The sequence below is a fragment of the Dongia sp. P2_B8 genome, assembly GCF_056404715.1.
Map to the genome: position 1 here is coordinate 205,728 of NZ_JBFUDM010000004.1, position 19,839 is coordinate 225,566.

The window sequence follows — 19,839 nt, forward strand, 5'->3', positions numbered from 1 at the left end:
ATTTTCTCATCCATTGGGCCCAGAATTCTCATTTCCGGGCCGGCTGACGGCTTAATGACGCTCCAATGGCCGGGTAAGGCAGGTCGGCCCGCCCTCGCCCGGCACCGAAATCGCGTCGGCGTCGATAACATGGACCTTGACGCCCGAGGCTTCCATGCGCGCCTTGGTTTCCGGGTTGCCCTTCACCATGACGACCTCGCTGGGGGCGATGGCCAGCACATTGCAGCCCATGCTGGCAAATTCGCTGTCCGGTACCTCGATGAGCTCGTCACCGCGGGCCAGCAGCCACTCGCGGAACGGGATCGGCATCAAAGGCGAATAGACCAGATGCAGCTTGTCATCCAAGGGCGAGATCACCGACATCAGATGGAACACGTCGGTCGGGCCCTTGTAATGCGGCATGACCGCCACTTCGACATGCACATCCGGCCCGATCAAATGTTTGAACTGGCGGATACCGGCATCATTGGTGCGGTAGGTGCGGCCGATGGCGACGGTCTTTTCATCCAGCCAGATGAGATCGCCGCCTTCCAGCCGGCCCTGGCCGGAGATCGACCCCAGCACCGGGATATCCGCTTCCTCAAGGAAATGACCGTGGATCGCGGGTTCGCCCTCGCGCTGCTTCTTGCCCATATTGGCCAGGATGACGCCCTTGGGGCAGATCGCCGCCGCGTCGCGGACATACAGACTGTCCATGGTCAGTTTCTTGTCGGCGGGCAGATAAAGGATCTCCGCGCCCACGCCTTTGATGATCTCGGCAAAGTGCGCATGCTCGGCCACGGCCTTCTTGAAGTCCGGGCGGGTATGGTAATTGAGGTTCTTCCACTCCTTGTCGATCTTCGCATCGTCGACAAAGGCATCTTCTGGCCGGCGCATGGCCAAGCGCTTCAATCGGCCGAACTCATTGATTCCCGTGAGCATTTCTTTGGTCCTATCAGCGTGCAAAAGCATAACTGGCCGCATAGGACGCAACTTGCCGGGTCAGGTCAAGTACCGCTTGATTTTGAGGGGTTTACACCCGGTTTTCGACCCACAGGCTCCATACCGCCAAAAGCGGGTGGCTGCCTCTCATCCCGCACAGCAGGCCTCGCCAACGCATCGGCGATGGTCCGTGCCACCAGCGCCGCTTCACTGCCCGGCTGCGACCGTGCCATCATCGCCTCATGCGATCGGTCGAGAAAATTCTGCAGATCGCTTGGTCGGCTATCCGTGCTTCCTACCGCTGCAACAGCACCACATCATGCCGAGCAGCATACAAGTTTACCTCCTGCCCCGCGGTCAAGCCTGCCGAGACTGGCGCACGCAGGATGAGGTCCTGGCCGCTGATCCTGCAATGGCAGCGGCAATGGGTGCCTTGGAAGGACAATTCCTCGACCTTGCCGCGCCCCAGGCTGATGCCGCCCGGCGATGGCACCAGCAGCAACTGCTCCGGCCGTAGAGCCACATGAACCGACGCGCCCGGACCGCTGTCTCCGGGGACGACGATGGCGCCCAAGGCGGTCTCGATCTGGAGCTCGCTGCCGGAACAATCGACGACGCGGCCACCCAGGATGTTGCTCTCACCCATGAACGTCGCCGCAAACAGGCTGGCGGGGCGCAGATAGACACGGTCAGGCGGCCCCATATCCTCGATTCTGCCCTTGTTGACCACCACGATCCGGTCGGCGATCGACATCGCCTCTTCCTGGTCATGGGTCACATGGACGAAGGTGGCACCCAGGCGCCGCTGCAACCGCACCAATTCTTCCTGCATCTGCCGACGAAGTGCGAGGTCCAAGGCGCCCAAAGGCTCATCGAGCAGCAACACCTTGGGCTCGACCGCCATGGCGCGTGCCAAGGCGACACGCTGCCGTTGCCCACCCGACAGTTGATGAATGCCGCGATCGCCAAAGCCTTCGAGGCCCACGAGCCGCAGCATCTCGGCAGCCTTCGCCAGGCGCCCGGCTTTCGGGACCTTCCGCATCCGCAGGCCAAAGGCCACGTTGGCGGCCAGGCTCATATGCGGGAACAGGGCGTAATCCTGGAACACCGTCGCGGTCGGCCGCTTGGCCGGCGGCAAATCGGTCACGTCCTCACCATCGATCAACACCTGACCGGCGCTGGGATTGGCAAAGCCGCCGATCATGTTGAGCAAGGTGGTCTTGCCGCTGCCCGACGGCCCCAACAGCACGACGAATTCGCCAGCGGCGATGCTGAGATCCAGCGTCTCAACGACGGTGACGCCTTCATAGACCTTGCTCACGCGGCGCAGTTCAACTCTATCAGGCATGATGTTTCCTCGAACGCCACTGCAGGAACTCGACCACGCCGACGGCCAGAATGGAAATGATGAAGACAAGCGTGCCGGTGGCATTCAGCTCCGGCGACAGGCCGGATTTCAACATGCTCCAGATCACCACCGGCAAAGTGACGTCGAAGCGGCTCATCAGGAACGCGATGACGAATTCATCCCAGGACAAAGTAGCCGCGATGAAAAAGGCAGCGAGCAGGCTCGGCCACAGCATCGGCACCGTGATCTCCAGCACCACCCGCCAGTCGCCGGCGCCCAGATCGTAGGCGGCCCGTTCGATATTGGCCTGATGTTCGCCCAGCTGCGAATAAAGGATGGCGAAGGTGAGCGGCAGGTTGATCACCACATGGCCAATGGCGATCGCCCACAGCGATTTGCCGAGGCCCAGATAATTGAAAGTGATCTGCAGCCCCATGCCGATGATGAGGTAGCTGACCGTGATCGGTGCCATCAGCAAGAACTGGTAGAAACCACTCAGGCGCCGCCGCTTGCGCGCCAGGGCATAGGCCGCGAGGAACCCCAGCACGGTGGCGACGAACGCCGACCCCAGCCCCACCAGTAGTGAATTCGACAACCCGTCCGTGATCTTGCGGTTGGCCAGCACCTTGGCCCACCATTTTAGGCTCGGCCCATCGAAGGGCGGCACCGGCGCCAGGCCGCTTTGGAACGAGAATTGGATCAGCACCAGCACCGGCAGGAAGATGAACAGCAAGGCAGCGGCGAGATAAATCCAGGGGGCCCAGCGATAGAGCGGTTGCATGTGCTACACCCGCTCCATCTTCAGCCGCTTGGCAAAGATCAGGAACGCCGCGGTGATCACCAGCATCAGGATCATCGACAAGGCTGAGGCCAGTGGGAAATCCGCCTGTCGCCCGATCTGCAGCATGACCGCCTGCGGTAACAGCATTTCCTTCGCCCCGCCTAATATCTGCGGCGTGATGTAATCGCCGATCGCCAGGACGAAGGTGAGGAAGGCGCCGACCGCAACGCCCGGCATGCTCAGCGGCAAAGTGATGTACCAGAAAGCCTGCCAGCCATTGGCGCCGAGGTCGTTGGCGGCCTTCCGATAGCTGTCCTTGATCTGCACCAGATTGGCGTAGATGGTCAGCGTCAGCAGCATGGCAAAGAAATGCACAAAGCCCAGCACGGTGGCAAAGCGGCTGTTCCCCATGCCGACAGGGGTATCGAGGATGCCGCTCCACAGGAGGAACTGGTTGATGATACCGTTCTCGGACAGCACCAGGAGCCAGCTATAGGAACGCACGACATAGGATGTCCAGAAAGGGAGGACAGTCAGGACCAACACGAAACGCTGCCAGTTCCTCGGCACCCGGTAAGCCAGAATATAGGCCAGCGGATAGGCCACCAGCACCGAGATGATGGTGGTCAAAACCGTGACCTCGATCGAATTCCACAGGGCACCGACAAAGGTGCCATCCGCGCGCGTCAAGAACGCCCGGTAATTGTCGAGTGTCCAGGTGAGCGTGATCTTGCCGTCTATGCGTGCGGAAAAACTCATCACCAGCATGGCGATGAGTGGCGCCACGAAAAAGCAGGCCGTCCAGGCAAGAGCCGGGGCATGGCCCCAGCTCTTCAATCCACCCAATCTGATCTTCATAGGGGCTTCAGCTCAAGCTCCGAGGACTTCCGTCCAGACTTCCTGCATCGCTGCATCCAGTTCCGCATCGCCGAAGAAATATGGATAGGATTTCGCGATGAAGCCCGGCTGCTGGTCCCAGCGCAGCCGCTTCTTCTGCACATCATCCAGATTGGCTTTGGAATTGGACGGCATCGCCCAATAGCATTCCGCGGTCGCAAGTCGGCCCTGGCCTTCCGGCGAGACGATATATTTGACGAATTCGGTCGCCAGGTCCTTCTTGGTCGATTCCGCAAAAATGCCGATCGACTGCGACCAGCGCACGCCGCCTTCATTGGGCAGCACCCAATCCAGCTCGGGCTTCTCGCCCATCAGGCCAGCAACCGCAAACTCGCCGCCACCGACGATGATGTCGGCGGCACCTGTCACCAGCGCGTTCTGTGTCGTCGGCACATCGCCCACCAGCGAGGAAAGTTTCTTCATCTCAACCAGCTTTTCCTTGATCGCCGGCAGATGCATCTTGGTGATTTCCTGCGGCTTAATGCCAAGGCCGATCGCCACCATTTCCATGGTCGGTATGTAATAGTCATAGATCGCGATGCGCCCGGCGAATTTCGGGTCCCACATCACCTTCGCCTGACTCGCCTCTTCCTGGCTGACCTTCTTGTTGTTGAAGGCGATGGTATTGTAGCCGAACTTTTCCGGGACAGCGTAAAGCTTGCCGTCCTTGTAATGAGATTCCGGCTGCTTGAGATCCGGGAAGATATCCGCCCAGGGCATGTCGGCGTCCGGTAGTTCACCGAGATAGCCTTTCGACACCGCACTCATGATGTCGCCCGTATCGGCCACGAACACATCCCAATCACCCGGTTGTGATTGTTCCAGGATGCTATAGGCGACACCCGGCAGATCATATTCCTTGGTGTTGATCTTGATGCCGTGCTTTTCGGCAAACGGATCGAGCAGCGCCGCCCCGGTATGGTCGCACCAGACCAGCAAATTGAGCTCGTCCGCCGCGCGGGCACCCTTCGGCATGAATGACAGCGATGCCAAGGCAGCGCCACCTGCCTGCAAGGCGCGCCGACGCGAGATCGCCTGTCGACCCATTGAACTGATCATGTCCCGTCTCCCTAAGATGTAAGCCTGATTGAAAGCCCTGAGTGTTTTCTTGTTGCCAAAAAGGTGAATGAACTTCAAAATAAAGTCAATTCAGATTTTTTGAGGTACCTTCCAGCGCCATGACCGGTCTCCGCGAAAGACAGAAAGCTGGCCGCCGCCGCGACATCCTCGCAGCCGCCAGCCAATTGTTCCGTAAGAACGGTTTCGCCGACACGTCAGTCGAAGCGATTGCCGCCTTAGCCGAGGTCGGCACCGGCACCGTTTATAATTATTTCTCCTCCAAGGGTGACCTGCTGATGGCCCTGGTGGCGCTCGACGGCGAACAGGTGCGTGCCAAGGGCAAACGCTACATCGCCAGCGTCAGTGGCGATGCCGCGGCCGCGCTCTATGGCCTGCTCGCGATTTATGTCGATCATTCCCTGGTCCACCTGACCAAGGAACTGTGGCGCAACGCCATGGCGACCGCGGTGACGCAAGCGGACTCACCCTTCGGCATCGGCTATTTCGAGAATGACCGGTTGCTCGCCGAACAGGTTGGCGAACTGGTCACCGCTTTGCAGGCCAAGGGCAAGATGCGCGCCGACATCGACCCGGCCGTCACCGGCAGCGCGCTCTTCACTGTCGTCAACGGTCTCTTCATGCAGTTCGTGGCGCGTGACGCCATGGCCAAGACAGCGCTTCATGCAAAGCTGCGCGAGCAGGTAACACTATTATGCAGTGGCCTGGCATCAGAAACCACGTCGCAACGCAAACGAGCCTAAGATGAAAATCGCAACACTGGAAAGCTGGTATGCTACCCGCGCCATGGGTGACGGCATCACCTGGATCTACGAGCCCTTCATCAAGGAATATTATCGCTGCAACATCTGGCATGTGCGTGGCCGTGACCGGGATCTGCTCATTGATTCCGGCATGGGCGTCGTGAGCCTGCGAGAACAGGTTTCAGCTCTTGCACAAAGACCGATCCTGGCCGTGGCATCGCACACCCATTTCGACCATATCGGCACGCATCACGAGTTTGCTGACCGGGCGGTTCATCCGGCGGAAGCGGATATTCTGGCGCATCCGACGCGCGCCAACACATATGCGGACAAATATGTCGCCGACGATTCCATTTTCACGGCACTCCCACCCGGCGATTGGCAGGCGCTGAGATATGGAGTGAAAGCCGCCCCCGCCCAGACGCTGCTGGAAGAAGGCAGCAGGGTCGACACTGGCGACCGGTCCTTCGAGGTCTTTCATCTGCCCGGCCATTCCGACGGTTCAATCGCCCTTTACGAACGCGCCACCGAAACGCTGTTTGCCGGCGATGTCATCTACGACGGCGAACTCGCCTATGATGCCAACAACAGGGCCGAGATGCAGCAATACGTGACCAGCATGAAGCGGCTCCTGAACCTGCCGGTCCGCGTTGTCCATGGCGGCCACTATCCCAGCTTCGGCCAGGATCGCATGCGGGTGATCATCCAGGATTTTCTGGGAGAGTTTGACCGGTAGAAGAGCCCCCTCTCCCTAACCCTCCCCCACGTTGGGGGGAGGGAACTCGACCAAACCTAGTCGCGATAGCCGATACCAACTCGCTGGAATCCCCTCTCCCCTACGTGGGAGAGGGTTAGGGAGAGGGGGTGGATCGACTGGACCCACTCACGCCACCTTCCCCATCAACCCCCGCGTGAACGCCGCGATGCGCTGGCAGGCTTCATTGAGGCTCTTTTCGTCGATGGCAAAGGAGATACGCAGATGACCCTCGGCGCTCGGCCCGAAAGCAGTGGCATCCAGTGTCGCCACGCCGGTTTCCCGGAACAACGCCCAGGCAAAGTCGTTGCCGCTCATACCCGTGCCGCGCACGTCGGCCATCATGAACATGCCGGCAGCTGGGCTCCGGCAGATGATCCCGGGCAATTGCCCGAGAGCTGCCATGACCATATCGCGGCGGCGCTGATAGATGGCCCGCATTTCCTCGACCTGCGGAATATTGCTCTCCAGAGCTGCGGCGGAGGCATTCTGGATGAAAGGCGGCAGGCCATACATGTTGGCCAAGCCCAGATTGCCGACATGGCTGATCAGCTCGGTGGGGCCGACCAGCCAGCCGAAACGCCAACCGGTCATGGCATGGGATTTGGAAAGACTGTTGATGGTGACGGTACGCTCCGCCATATCCGGCAGGCCGCAGATGCTGACATGTTCACCGTCGAAAATGATGGTGCTGTAGACCTCGTCCGACACGACCCAGAGGTCATGCTTCTTGGCCAAGGCCGCAATCCCCTCGAGATCGGCGCGATTCAGCACCACGCCGGTGGGATTGCTTGGGCTGGCAAAAAAGATCGCCCGCGTCTTCGGCGTCACCGCGCGCTCGAGGTCGGCAAGGTCGAGGCGGAAATTGTTGGCAGCCTTCAGCGGCACACGCACCAGCTTGGCTCCACTCGCCTGAATCGTCGCCTCATAGGTCACATACATCGGCTCCAGCACCAGGGCTTCGTCGCCCTGGTCGAGGATGTTCATGGCAGCCGCAAACAACCCGCTCTGCGCACCCGACATGATGGCGACCTGCTCCGGTCCGATCTTCTGCCCGGTAAGCCGCGTGTGCTGCGATGCAACCGCAGCCCTGGCGCGCGGCAGGCCGAGGATGTCGGCGTAATGCGTATCGCCCGCACGCAGCAGCCTGACCGCTTCTTCGGTAATGGCTGGCGGCGTGTCGAAATCAGGATCGCCGATCGAGAGGATGATGACGTCGCGCCCGGCACGCTTCTGCGTCAGCGCCTCGACATGCAGGTCCCAGGCTGCCGCACCCTCGCCCGCCATACGGTCGACAAATCGTGAGTAACGCATTCCAAACCCCGACAATGCAGGCACAAATTGATTTTTGTGCCGGTTATTGGAGCCAAGAGGTAAAGTCCGCCCGAGACGCGGTCAAGCAGGCTCTTGACCCACCCGTGGAAACGAGATCGGCTGTCCCGATCCGCATGTCCAATCGACCGCAAGACGGCGTTTCGCCTGCCCGAATGGCGTTTCGTCAGTGACCCAAGAAGTGAGGCTGATCATGAACAAGGTTACGCAAGACAAGGTTTTCCACCAGCCGCTCGGCGGCAACCAGATGCCGCGCTTCGGCGGCCATGCCACCATGATGCGCCTGCCGGCCAAGGAGAGTGCGGCCGGATTGGACGCCGCTTTCGTCGGTGTGCCTTTTGACATCGGCACCTCGAATCGTGCCGGCGCCCGATTTGGTCCGCGTCAGATCCGCGCCGAATCCTGCCTTATCCGCCCCTACAATATGGCGACGCGCGCGGCACCCTTCGACAGCCTCTCGGTGGCGGATATCGGCGATGTCGCCATCAATACCTTCAACCTGCAAAAGAGCATGGGCATCATCGAAGCAGCCTATGACGATATCCTCGGCCACAATTGCGTGCCGCTCACCATTGGAGGTGATCACACCATCGCACTCCCCATCCTGCGCGCATTGAAGAAGAAGTATGGCCCTGTCGGCATGGTCCATATCGATGCCCATGCCGACGTCAACAATTCCATGTTCGGTGAACCGATCGCCCACGGGACCCCCTTCCGCCGCGCGGTGGAAGAAGGCCTGCTCGACGGCAAGCGCGTGGCGCAGATCGGTCTGCGTGCGACGGGTTACGCCGCGGAGGATTTCGACTGGCCCCGCGCCCAGGGCTTCCGCGTCGTACAGGCTGAGGAATGCTGGTACAAATCACTGACGCCGCTGATGGCCGAGATCCGCGAACAGCTCGGCAAGGGCCCGGTCTATCTGTCTTTCGACATCGACGGCCTCGACCCCTCTTCGGCGCCCGGTACCGGCACGCCGGAAATCGGCGGCCTCACCACCATCCAGGGTATCGAGATCATCCGCGGCTGCCGCGGCCTCGATCTCGTCGGCTGCGATCTGGTCGAAGTCTCGCCACCCTATGACCCCACCGGCAACACGGCACTGCTGGCCGCGAACCTGCTCTACGAAATGCTGTGTGTACTCCCGGGCGTGAAATACCGGACGTAAAAGCAAGCCCCCTCACCCCAACCCCTCTCCCCATTTCATGGGGCGAGAGGCCCTAGAGCGAGTTCGTCCGAACTCCCTCGCCCCGCTTGCGGGGAGAGGGTCGGGGTGAGGGGCGATTGGCTCCCTACTTCGGCATCACCACACTCATATAGGGCGCCGTCGCCTTCTCCTGCGCGCCGAACGGACCCGGCACTTTGTGGTCGACAACCGGCAGGCTGCGCAGATAGGCGACCAAGGCCGTGGCATCGTCCTTGGTGATGTGGCCATAAGACATCCAAGGCATCGCGGGTGCCAATTGCCTGCCATCCGGCCGCACGCCAGTGGTGAAAGCCGCGATCACCTCGGCATCGCTCCATTCGCCCAGGCCCGTCTTCTTGTCGGGCGTCAGGTTCGGGGGATAAAAGATGCCGAGCCCCGGAATTTCAAAGCCGATATCCGAGCCGGCCAGCGGTGTCGCCAGATTCGGCTTGGGCGTGAAGGCGCCGGTATTGTGGCAGCCGCCGCAATCCATGATCTGCGCCAGATAGGCGCCCCGCTCGACCGGCGTTTCCGCCCGGCTATTTTCCGTCGTCGCAATAAGCGTCAGCACTGCGGTCGCGGCAGCAAAACCGAATTTCATCGAACTCTCCTCAGGGTCAGGCAATGCGTCCCATGCCGGAACGGCGGGCCTTACCTAAAGCGGCAGGTTTCCGGACAAAACATAAGAGATTGCTAACCGTGTTCTGCGTCACGGCCGGGAGGCTGCCGACCCTCGAATTTGCCCGAAATCGACCGGCCTTAACCCCGTTTTCATGATTTATATGACAAATCATGAGACCAACGCGGATTCGCAGACAAAAGGGCGTCGCATGCTTGAGAAGATTCTGACCAGATTGCGGATCGGTAACCGCATTGCCCTCGGGTTCGGCATTCTGCTGCTGCTGCTGGCCGGCACCTCGACCTACAGTGTCATTGCTGCCGGCGGCACCGAAGAGAATGTCGGCGACTATGCCGGCATCTCCAGTGCCACCATTGAGGTGCAGCAGATCGCCCGCGACGTTGCCTTGCTGCGCAGCGAAATCCTGTCCTATGCGCGCGAACCAAAACCTGCAACCGCCGACGCCACCCGCGCCATCATCGCGCGGCTGGGAACCGCTCTGCAGGACCGCATCAACCAAGCGACCGCCGAGGACCAGAAGGCTCAGTTCAACGAGATGCTGGGCTTGATCACCGCCTATGGCGAGGATTTCGAAAAATCCGTCACCCTACGCACGGCCCGCGACAAGATCGTCGCCGAGCAATTGACGCCAGTGGGCGCCACGGCCAGCAAGACCATGACCGATCTCATCACCGGTGCCTTGGCGGAAAGCAATTTCGAGGGTGCGGCTCTGGCCGGCGTGGCCGAAGATGCGCTAATGTCGGCGCGCCTCACCGCCACGCGCTATCTTGCTGAGCTCGACCCCAAGCTCATTGCCACCGCCAAGCAATATGTCAGCAAATTCACCCTCAGCATTGCCAAGATGCAACGCAAGCTGACCACGCCGCAGCAGCGCATGGCGGCCCAGGACATCACCATGACCATGTTCAAATATGGCCAGGCGCTGCAATCCCTGGCCAAGAGCGCCGACGATACGCATCAGCTGATCGACGTCGCCATGCCGGAGAAGGCCGCCAAGATCGCGGCGTTGGCGGATCAGATCCGCGATTCACAGACCACCCTGCTCGGCGCCATCAAGTTGCGCACCCAGGCCGCCATGAGCGGTACCAAGCGTATCACCATCGCCATCGCCATTGCCGGTCTCGCCTTAGGTGGCCTCGGCGCCTGGCTGATCGGCCGCAGCATTTCGGCACCGATCCGCCGCATGACCGCCACCATGAGCGAATTGGCCGATGGTCGGCTGGAAACCGACATTCCGGCGCAGGAGAACCAGGACGAAATCGGCGACATGGCCCGCACCGTGGTGGTGTTCAAGGACGCCCTCATCGCCCAGCGCGACGCGGATGCTTCGATCAAGGCCGATGCGGAAGCCAAGCTTACGCGGTCAAAAGCCCTCGATGAGCTGATTATCGGCTTCGAGAACAAAGTTGGCGAGCTCGCCGGCACCTTGTCCACGGCGTCGGGTGCCCTGCAGGCCTCGGCACAATCCATGACCGACACTGCCGACCAGACCAACCGGCAATCGAACGTCGTGGCGACGGCCGCTGAACAAGCCACGGCAAACGTGCAGACCGTGGCTGCTGCCACCGAGGAACTCAGCGCCTCGATCAGCGAGATCGGCCGACAGGTCAGCCAATCGACCAGCATTGCGCAAAAGGCCGTGGCCCAGGCAGCGCATACCAACGAGCAGGTGCATGGCCTTGCGACCGCCGCGCAGGCGATCGGCGATGTCGTCCAGCTGATCAACGATATCGCCAGCCAGACCAACCTCCTCGCCCTCAATGCCACCATCGAGGCAGCCCGCGCCGGCGATGCGGGGCGTGGCTTTGCCGTGGTTGCCTCGGAAGTGAAAAACCTTGCCGGCCAGACCGCCCAGGCGACCGACGAGATCAGTTCCAAGATTGCCGAGATCCAGCAGGCGACCGATCAATCCGTCGGCGCTATCCAAGGCATCGCCCAGGTCATCGAGGAAATCAGCAAGATCTCGGTCGCCATCGCCAGTGCGGTCGAAGAACAGACTGCTGCCACAGCGGAGATCGCCCGCAATGTGCAGCAAGCCAGCCAAGGCACCACCGAAGTCTCGCTCAACATCGCCGAGGTGACTTTGGCCGCCGGTGAAACCGGCCGGGCGGCTGGCGAAGTGCTGAGCGCTGCCACCGAACTTGGCGCCAAATCGAGCGTCCTCAACGAGGAAGTCGGCCGCTTCATCAGCAATGTCCGCGCCCTCTGACACACAGAATCGAAAAGGGCCGCGACTTTCATCGCGGCCCTTTGTGAACTAGCGTGCTGGCTTAAATCCCGGGACGCAGCTCGATCTGTGCCACACCGGCAGCGACGTTGACGCCGATGCTGCCCGAGACGCTCACCGGCTGCAGGGCGATCTGGCTGTTGCCGCCACCCACCAGCACGTTGGCACCGAGGCCGAGGCCCGCCGAGACTTCCGCGGTGGCGCCGCCATACTGGCCAGCGAGCGCACCCGGGGCGACATTGCCCGGCGCGAACACGACCCAGATCATATGGGCTTCCTTGGTGAAGCCGATATCGACGCCGTATTTGTTGATCTCGCCGTTATAGACTTCGGCATGACCATCCGTGTGCGTGAAGACGCAGGAGATGTCTTTCGACGATCCGAAGATAAAGCCCATGCCGCCACCCACATTGCAGCTCAGCGTACCAACATTGACGCCCGACGCCGAAAAGGCCGGAACAGCAGAAATCATCAGCGCCGCGGCCGCGGCGATCAGGCTACCGATTTTCATATTCAAGCTCCCATGAATGAAAAGGTGTCCGTCGCCCGTCCGCGGCGGTGACAGCAATGTAGCACCGGTCGATTGAAAGTCCACGCGCGGACTAGCCAATTTGCTGTGACGGCCCTCACAAAGCCTTGAGTTACGCTGCTTTGCGATATACCCCTGCCTGCGGAATATTTGCCGCCCCCAATGTCCGGGCGAACTGGACAGCTTTCCTCTTTCCGGGAACTATCCGGTACTAGGCCCTCCAGGGAACAGTTCAAACCGTGCAGAAACGCCACCTTCCGCCACTCAACGCCCTGCGTACCTTCGAAGCGGCAGCCCGCCATCTCCATATGGGGAAGGCAGCGGACGAGCTTGGCGTTACCCATGGCGCCGTCTCGAAGCAGATCGTCAATCTGGAAGACCAATTCGGCTTCAGCCTCTTCCACCGCGTCGGCAATCGCCTCGCCCTCACCGACCAGGGGTTGAAGCTGCTGAAGGCCGCCACCGCCGCGTTCGACCAATTGGGCTATGCCATTGCCCGGCTGGAAGGCGAGTCCATTGCCGGCGAGCTGCGCGTCTCGGTCCCCTCCGCCTTTGCCGAAAAATGGCTGATCCCGCGCCTGGCCAAATTCACCGAGGCGGCACCCGGATTGAAACTGTCTTTGCTGTCCGCCAACGCCAGCTATGACGCGGCAGCAGGCGACGTCCTCGGCGAAGATCTCGATCTTGCCGTCCGTTTCGGCGAACCGGTATGGAAGGATGGTACCGCACGCCTTCTCTCACACGTGGGTTCGTTCCCGGTCTGCAGTCCTCTGTTGATGTCGGCAGAGCCAGGTCTTGCCAACCCGGCCGACCTGCTGCAACACACGTTGCTGCTCGATGATCCGCAAGGAACCAACTGGCAGCGCTGGCTGCAGCGCGCCGGTGTACTGCAGGCGACTCTTCCGAAGACCATCTACTGTCAGGATTTCAATCTGCTCCTGGCGGCAGCGAAACAAGGGCTCGGCCTGTGCCTTGCCGACCAGATCACTGCAGGCGAGGATCTTGCGCGCGGTCATCTGCTGCGCCCTTTCAGACAGTCGATCGAACATCTGGGCGCCTACTTCATCGTCCTGCCGGCCTTGGTATCCCCCGGCGCGCGGGCTTTTGCCGAATGGTTGGAAGCAGAAATGACCGCCACCACCGATCTCAGCTGACGATTTGCTCAAAAATTAACCAGCATATTTATCGTACAAATGAATCCACTTTAACGGAATAGCAATAGCTGCCTGCTATGTGACGATCAGCAACTAATCGGTCGGCCAAGGAAGCAGGATCATGAGCCTACAAAACATCACCATTTCCGCCAAAGTCATCATGCTCGTCGTGATGTTGGCAGCTCTCTCGGCCCTCATCGCCGTCACCGGCTGGTATGGCATGAGCCGCATGGGCCAAACCTTGGAAGAAGTCGGTACGGTCGAGGCCGCCGCGCGCGAGGCGATGGACCTGCGCCTCGACATCATCGCCATCAGCCGCATGACCTATCAGCTGGCGCAAAATCCTGAGAAGGCCGCCGACTTCCAGAAAGAAACTGAACGCCGGACCGGCGAGATGATGGAGCGCTTCGCCATTCTCGATGCCGCTGCCGATGCGCAGCAGAAATCGCAGCTGGATGCCGTCAAGGGCGTCCTCGCCCCCTATTTCGACAAGATCCGCGCCCTGGTCGATGTTGCCGCCAAAGGTGGCGACAAGGCCGCCATCGATGCTGCCCTGAAGGACGGTCTCGCCGCGCAGAAGATCGTGACCGATACGGTCAAAATCTACAGCACCTATTCCGCCGAGCGCATGAAGACGATGCGCGACGGCGCCCTCGCTTTGTCGAGCAATGCGCAATGGATCCAGATCATTGTCGCCCTGGTTGGTATCGTGTTCGGCGTCCTCGTTGGCTATATCGTCGCTCGGCGTGGCATCGTCAACCCGATCCGCCGCGTCACCGAAGCCTTGCAGAGCCTTGCCAATGGCAATCTCGACACACAGGTGGTGGGTACCGAACGGCGTGACGAAGTGGGCGATATCGCCCGCACCATGGCGACCTTCAAGGAGAATGCCGAGGCGCGCGCCAAGCTGGCGCTCGAGGAAGAACGCCAGCAGCGGGAGAAGCTCGCGCAAAGCGAACGCGTGTCCAAGTTGATCCAGGCCTTCGAGAGCCAGGCCACCAATGTGCTGGGCGTCATCAATGCCGCCGCCGGCACCTTGAATCAGACGGCTGGCACGCTCTCCAATGCCTCCGATGAAACATCGCATCAGACCACGTCCGTGGCAGCGGCTTCCGAAGAGGCCACCCGCAATGTCGAACTGGTGGCTGCCGCCACCGAGGAAATGACCGCCTCGATCCGCGAAATCGCCCAGCAGATGGCCGGTGCCCGCACGGTCGCCAATGATGCCGCCGCCCGTGCCCAGGAAGCACGCAACATGGTGCACAAGCTGGAAGAAGCCGGCACGCGCATCGGCGACGTCATCGGTCTCATCAACGATATCGCCAGCCAGACCAATCTGCTGGCGCTCAACGCCACGATCGAAGCGGCCCGTGCCGGTGAAGCCGGCCGCGGCTTTGCCGTCGTCGCCACCGAGGTGAAATCCCTGGCCACCCAGACCGGGACTGCCACCGACGATATCCGCAGCCAGGTCGAAAGCATGCGCAGCAGCATCACCTCGGCCACCGATGTCATCACCGAGATCGCCACCGTCATCGACCGCCTCAACGAAATGGCAACAGCCGTCGCTGCGACCATCGAGCAACAGACCGCCGCGACCCAGGAAATCGGCCGCAACGCGACCGAAGCCGCCCACGGCACCCAGGAAGTCGCCAAATCCATCGGCCATGTCTCGGTCGCGGCCGCGACCACGGCGGATGGCGCCGGCAAGGTGCTGGATGCTGCCAATGGCCTCACCTTGCAGACCGATACCTTGCGCAGGAACATCGTCGACTTCATCAGTGGCGTCCGTGCCGCCTAAAAAATAGGCGCCCGCCAGCAACAGCTCAGGCAATGCTGTGAGAAATAGTGGATCACGCCCGGAACTTTAGTCCCTGTCCCGGGCGTGGCCGCTCCTGCTAGTCTTGCCCCATCACGCCACATCAGATGGGGAACAATCCGATGACCACCACCCAGACTCCGCTCCGCGGCCGCGTCGTCGGCGGCGGCACGCCGCTCATGAAGAAATGGAACCTGGCCTCCGAATCCGGCGCCCTCAAGGACGTGCTCCTCGGGCCGGCCGAAGGCTTCCGCTGGATGGGTCTTGAAAACGCCCAATGGTCGTCGCTCGTTCGCGACACCATGCGCAAGGGCTATAAATTCGACAAGCAACTCGCCATGCGCCAGCACCGCGAGATGGTCAACGCCTATGAGGATGCCGGCGTCAACTGCCACTTCCTGCCGCTGGACGAGCACAATCCCTATCAGGTCTATGCCCGGGATTCGTCCTTCATGACGCCCTATGGCGCCGTCATCTGCCAGATGGCCAATCCGCGCCGCCGTGGCGAATACGCCTCCTGCCTGCGCTTTTACCTCGAGAATGACATCCCGGTTTACGACATGGTGAGCTCGGGCAATTTCGAGGGCGGTGATTTCAACATCGTCGCCGACAAGACCGCCCTCATCGGCTACACCGATCACCGATCGGAAGAAGTATCCGCCCGCCAGATTTCCGAATGGATGAAGGATGAAGGCTGGGAAATCAAATTCGCCCCCATCGACCAGTTCTACGTCCATATCGACCTGATGGTCTGCATGCTCAATGAACATGTGGCTGCCGTCTGTCTGGAAACGACCGAGGACGATATCATCGACTTCCTGAAAGCAAAGAAGATCGAGATCATCCCGGCGACCTTCAAGGAAACCATGGCCTTGGGCTGCAACGTCGTCGCTCTCGGCAAGGATCGCATCCTCTCGACCCTCGGCGCCAAGGATTTGAACGCCAAGCTCCGCGCCAACGGCTTCACGGTCTACGACCCGGATATGACCATGTTCACCTGGGCCGGCGGCGGCGTCCACTGCATGTGCCAACCGTTGAACCGCGAAGCGGCGTAGTCGAAGAAGCCCCCACCCCAACCCTCCCCCTAAAGGGAGAGGGAGTCTTGAGCGAGTTCAATCGATCAAGCCCGCTAGAAGAGCCCTCTCCCTCTAGGGGGAGGGTTGGGTGGGGGCGTCTCAGCTAGCTCGATCTTGCAACAACCAGTGCATCCACCGCGACCGCACCATCGGCGTTCACGATCAGCGGATTGATGTCGATCTCGGCAATCAACCCGTCCAGGTCCGCCACCATCACCGAGAACGCTGCGAAGGCTCGCGCCAAACTCTTAACATCCGCCGGCTTTGCGCCGCGCTTGCCGTCGAGCAGCGGCCGCATAGACAGCCGATCGATCTGCCGTCGTGCCTCGGCAATGCCAAATGGCGGCGGGACGAAGCGCCTATCCGCCATCATCTCTATCAGCACGCCGCCGGCGCCGACGATCACGATTGGTCCAAACTGCGAATCCTGGATCATCCCGAAGGAAATCTCGATCCCCTTGCCCGCCATCGGCATCAGCAGAACGCGTGCCCCCAGGCGCGACTTGAGGTCGGCATAGGCGGCAGCCAATGCCGCAGCATCGGCCAGGTTCAGCTTTACGCCACCCACATCCGACTTATGCAAGATGCCGGGCTCGGCGGTCTTCATCACGATCGGATAACCGATCCTCTCTGCCGCCGATTGTGCCGTCGCCAGGCTGTCGGCGTGCATATGCGCGATCACCGGCACGCCATAGTCGGCCAGCAAATCGAGCGCCTCGGCTTCCAACAGCGTCGCGCCCGGTACCAATCGTTTCTGCCACTTTGCCCGCAACCCGGCCGGTGCCGCAGCAGCTGCATCCAGGCCCAGAGCCTTGCGGTCGCGCTCCGCCATCAACTTTTTGACCAAGCCCAGCATGTTCTCGACACCCGAGAGTACCGGCACGCCGTCATGGGCCAGGCGCACTGCGACGTCGTCGCTGGAATTGCTGGCGACATTGGTCGTGAGGATGACGGGCTTGCTCGTACGCATCCGCACCCGGCGCAGAATATCGCCATAGCCTTCGGTCAGATAATAGCCGTCGCGCGTCTCGACACAGAGCGACACCATCGCCGTGTCCGGATCGTCGACCAGAGCCTGCAGGCAATCCTCGAAGATACCTTCCCAATCGGTGCCCGTTCCCCAGGCATCCAGCGGATTGATTGGCTCCAATCCGTAATCCAGCCTTGCTGCGAGTTTATCGCGCGTCGTCTCGCTGATCTTGGCGAACGGCACACCGGTCTCGATCCCCAGATCCATCACCAATTCGCGGAAGCCGCCGGAATCATGCACCGTGGCGATACCGCCCTTGGCCAAGGGTCGGTCGCCGGCCAGGAAATGGATCGCGTTGCTGAGCGCATCCATGTTGGCGACTTCGATGACCCCGTAATGGTCGAACAGTGCCTGATAGGCCGCATGATTGCCGGCAATGGCACCGGAGTGCGAGACGGCGAGTGCCGCACTTTCCGCCGTGCGCCCGACCTTCAAGGCAACCACGGGAATATTCTTCGCCCGCGCTTTGGCCAACGCCACTTTGAAGCCTGCTGGATCGCGCACCGTTTCCAGGAACAGCGCCACGACCTTGGTTGCTGGGATGTCGAGGGCAAAATCCATGTAGGCGGCGACATCCGTCGCCAGCTCCTGCCCCGCCGACACAGCGAGACTGAACCCCATACGCTTGTCATTGTGGCACAGCGCAGAGAATGCCGAACCGGAATGGGTGATGAAGGCGACCGATCCCTTGCGCAGCCAGTCTGGCGGCGGAAAGCCGCAGACGCGTAGGCCGTAATCGAGATGATAGAAGCCCATGCCGTTGCCACCGCAGATGGCGATGCCGGCAGCCTTGGCTTTATTGGAAATACGGTCGGTGAGTTTCGGTTCGTTATCGTCTGCCAGATAGCCGCTGGCAAAGATCGTGGCGGCACCGATACCGCATTTGATGATCTCGTCGAGTGCCGCCTCAAGCCGCGCATTGGCAATGCCCAGCACCGCCATGTCGACCACTTCCGGAAGGTCGCTGAGCGACTTGTAGCATTTCTGTCCATCGATCTCGTCATAGCCAGGATTGACGAAATAGATCTTGGATGGCGTGCCTGCCATGCCGGTCGAAGTGATCATGCCACGGCCAACGGTCCCGGCCTTCGGACTGGCCCCCACCAGCGCCACACTCTTCGGCCGCAACAGCCGGTCCAGTTTATGTACCAACAGACGCCCCCCGCCCCAGCCTCGCTCCGTTCCCTCATTCGTCATGCCCGGGCTTGATCCGAGCATCCACGACTTCAACTGCCTGAGTGGATCCCCGGGTCTTCGCCCGGGGATGACGGTTGAAAGAGGAACTACCTATTCTTTCTTCCCCGCTAACGTCGCCAGTGCGGCGCGCTCGCGCAACGCCTGTTCCTGGGCGTTGGCAAGGCGTGCTTCGAACAAGCGCTGCGCTTCGTCATGGATCGGGCCGTAGACCTCCATCCACAATTGCGCGTCGGTAGCAACGATGAGGCGACCGACCTGCCACGATGTCGGCTCGGCGCGGCCATCCAGCCAGCTCTCCAGGATCTTGACCGAGATACCGGCCGCTGCCGCCAAAATCTCGCGACGCAAAGGTCCCACCGGCTCCATGCGTTTGCGCAAGGCAGCGGCTAGGCGCGCGCGGTGCGCGTTGCGCCCCTGCACCTCCTGGTCAATCGCCAGCACCACGCCATTGTCGTTATCGCTCTTGGTCTTTTTCATCCCAGCCATCGATGCCGAATTGGCAAAATGCGCCGGGAAGACTGAGGCCAGATATTGCCGGCAGATGCGCTTGGCTTCCGCGCGGTTGAAGGTCTTGGGTTCCATCAGGCAGTCGAACCACATGCCGTCGATCATGGCGTTGAGGCCGGTCGCGACATCTCCGGGACTAACGCCCTCATAGCCACCTTCCTGGATGATGCGCTGGCAGAGCGTTTCTGTTTGCGCCAGGTAATCCTGTTCCAGCCGCTGCACCACGTCGTGATAGGCTTGGTTGCCGCGCGCTTCCGCCCAGAACGCATACCAGATCGAGACCTTCTCGACATTGCACACGGTGGGATGAAAGTCGGCCTCGATCATGGCTTCCAAGCCTGCGGCTGGTGCCACCTTGCCCTTGTTGATCGCCGCCTGCCAGAAGGCCGAATATTCCTCGGCGATCTGCTCCAGCGTGGCGATCAGCAGCTGTTCCTTCGATTTGAAATAGAAATTGACGATGCCCGGCGAGAGCCCCGCTTCGGAGGCAACGTGCGTCAGCGTCGCGTTGGCATATCCAACCCGTCCGATGGCGCGAATAGTGGCGTCAATCAACTGCTTACGGCGGACTTCCTTAACAGCTTCGGCCTTGGCCATGGACGCTTTAACCCTTTCACTACCACTTACGGG

At 61.1% G+C, this 19,839-nt stretch carries 17 protein-coding genes; 7 read left to right on the forward strand and 10 right to left on the reverse strand.

Going from position 1 to position 19,839, the window contains the following annotated elements:
* Nucleotides 1–51 precede the first annotated feature (51 nt).
* From AC1DWZ_RS14745 to AC1DWZ_RS14765, 5 genes are all read right to left on the reverse strand, one after another.
* Nucleotides 52–921, reverse strand: a complete 870-nt coding sequence (locus AC1DWZ_RS14745) for a dimethylarginine dimethylaminohydrolase family protein (protein ID WP_477169673.1) — start codon at nt 919–921, stop codon at nt 52–54.
* A gap of 295 nt (nt 922–1,216) precedes the next feature.
* Nucleotides 1,217–2,269: an ABC transporter ATP-binding protein gene (locus AC1DWZ_RS14750; protein WP_477169674.1), complete on the reverse strand. Its 1,053-nt coding sequence runs from the start codon at nt 2,267–2,269 to the stop codon at nt 1,217–1,219.
* Nucleotides 2,262–3,050 (reverse strand): ABC transporter permease, encoded by a 789-nt coding sequence (locus AC1DWZ_RS14755; protein WP_477169675.1) that lies wholly within the window; start codon nt 3,048–3,050, stop codon nt 2,262–2,264. Before AC1DWZ_RS14755 ends, AC1DWZ_RS14750 begins: the two co-directional genes overlap by 8 nt.
* Nucleotides 3,051–3,053: 3 nt before the next feature.
* Nucleotides 3,054–3,908, reverse strand: a complete 855-nt coding sequence (locus AC1DWZ_RS14760; protein WP_477169676.1) for an ABC transporter permease — start codon at nt 3,906–3,908, stop codon at nt 3,054–3,056.
* A gap of 12 nt (nt 3,909–3,920) precedes the next feature.
* Nucleotides 3,921–5,006, reverse strand: coding sequence for an ABC transporter substrate-binding protein (locus tag AC1DWZ_RS14765; RefSeq protein ID WP_477169677.1), 1,086 nt, complete (start codon nt 5,004–5,006; stop codon nt 3,921–3,923).
* Between the two features lie 119 nt (nt 5,007–5,125).
* Here AC1DWZ_RS14765 and AC1DWZ_RS14770 point away from each other — a divergent pair, with 119 nt between their 5' ends.
* Together AC1DWZ_RS14770 and AC1DWZ_RS14775 are read left to right on the forward strand one after the other, a co-directional pair.
* Nucleotides 5,126–5,767: a TetR/AcrR family transcriptional regulator gene (locus tag AC1DWZ_RS14770; protein ID WP_477169678.1), complete on the forward strand. Its 642-nt coding sequence runs from the start codon at nt 5,126–5,128 to the stop codon at nt 5,765–5,767.
* 1 nt (nt 5,768) lies between these two features.
* Nucleotides 5,769–6,503: an MBL fold metallo-hydrolase gene (locus tag AC1DWZ_RS14775; protein ID WP_477169679.1), complete on the forward strand. Its 735-nt coding sequence runs from the start codon at nt 5,769–5,771 to the stop codon at nt 6,501–6,503.
* 147 nt (nt 6,504–6,650) lie between these two features.
* Here AC1DWZ_RS14775 and AC1DWZ_RS14780 read toward each other — a convergent pair whose 3' ends face one another.
* Nucleotides 6,651–7,835: a pyridoxal phosphate-dependent aminotransferase gene (locus tag AC1DWZ_RS14780; RefSeq protein ID WP_477169680.1), complete on the reverse strand. Its 1,185-nt coding sequence runs from the start codon at nt 7,833–7,835 to the stop codon at nt 6,651–6,653.
* Between the two features lie 211 nt (nt 7,836–8,046).
* Here AC1DWZ_RS14780 and speB point away from each other — a divergent pair, with 211 nt between their 5' ends.
* Complete coding sequence (speB, locus tag AC1DWZ_RS14785) at nt 8,047–9,015, forward strand: agmatinase (protein WP_477169681.1); 969 nt, start codon at nt 8,047–8,049, stop codon at nt 9,013–9,015.
* Nucleotides 9,016–9,139: 124 nt separating this feature from the next.
* Here speB and AC1DWZ_RS14790 read toward each other — a convergent pair whose 3' ends face one another.
* A complete protein-coding gene (locus AC1DWZ_RS14790) occupies nt 9,140–9,634 on the reverse strand; it encodes a c-type cytochrome (protein ID WP_477169682.1) in 495 nt (164 codons plus the stop codon).
* 229 nt (nt 9,635–9,863) lie between these two features.
* Between AC1DWZ_RS14790 and AC1DWZ_RS14795 the strand changes: the two genes are divergently transcribed.
* Entirely contained in the window at nt 9,864–11,882 is a 2,019-nt protein-coding gene (locus tag AC1DWZ_RS14795; protein WP_477169683.1) for a methyl-accepting chemotaxis protein, read from the forward strand.
* A 61-nt stretch (nt 11,883–11,943) separates the two neighbouring features.
* Here the strand turns inward: AC1DWZ_RS14795 and AC1DWZ_RS14800 are convergent, their stop codons facing one another.
* Nucleotides 11,944–12,411, reverse strand: coding sequence for a DUF992 domain-containing protein (locus AC1DWZ_RS14800; RefSeq protein ID WP_477169684.1), 468 nt, complete (start codon nt 12,409–12,411; stop codon nt 11,944–11,946).
* Nucleotides 12,412–12,668: 257 nt separating this feature from the next.
* On the opposite strand from AC1DWZ_RS14800, the gene AC1DWZ_RS14805 reads away from it, so the two are divergent.
* The 3 genes from AC1DWZ_RS14805 (at nt 12,669) to AC1DWZ_RS14815 (ending at nt 16,454) form a co-directional block, all read left to right on the forward strand.
* Entirely contained in the window at nt 12,669–13,583 is a 915-nt protein-coding gene (locus AC1DWZ_RS14805; protein WP_477169685.1) for a LysR substrate-binding domain-containing protein, read from the forward strand.
* 121 nt (nt 13,584–13,704) lie between these two features.
* Nucleotides 13,705–15,381, forward strand: coding sequence for a methyl-accepting chemotaxis protein (locus tag AC1DWZ_RS14810; protein ID WP_477169686.1), 1,677 nt, complete (start codon nt 13,705–13,707; stop codon nt 15,379–15,381).
* Nucleotides 15,382–15,521: 140 nt separating this feature from the next.
* The gene (locus AC1DWZ_RS14815; protein WP_477169687.1) at nt 15,522–16,454 is read left to right on the forward strand and encodes a dimethylarginine dimethylaminohydrolase family protein; all 933 of its coding nucleotides are present in this window, start codon (nt 15,522–15,524) and stop codon (nt 16,452–16,454) included.
* A gap of 124 nt (nt 16,455–16,578) precedes the next feature.
* Here the strand turns inward: AC1DWZ_RS14815 and AC1DWZ_RS14820 are convergent, their stop codons facing one another.
* On the reverse strand, nt 16,579–18,657 hold the full coding sequence (locus tag AC1DWZ_RS14820) for an acetate--CoA ligase family protein (protein WP_477169688.1): 2,079 nt from the start codon (nt 18,655–18,657) through the stop codon (nt 16,579–16,581).
* Between the two features lie 135 nt (nt 18,658–18,792).
* Nucleotides 18,793–19,806: a transcriptional regulator BetI gene (gene betI / locus AC1DWZ_RS14825; protein WP_477169689.1), complete on the reverse strand. Its 1,014-nt coding sequence runs from the start codon at nt 19,804–19,806 to the stop codon at nt 18,793–18,795.
* Between the last annotated feature and the right edge of the window lie 33 nt (nt 19,807–19,839).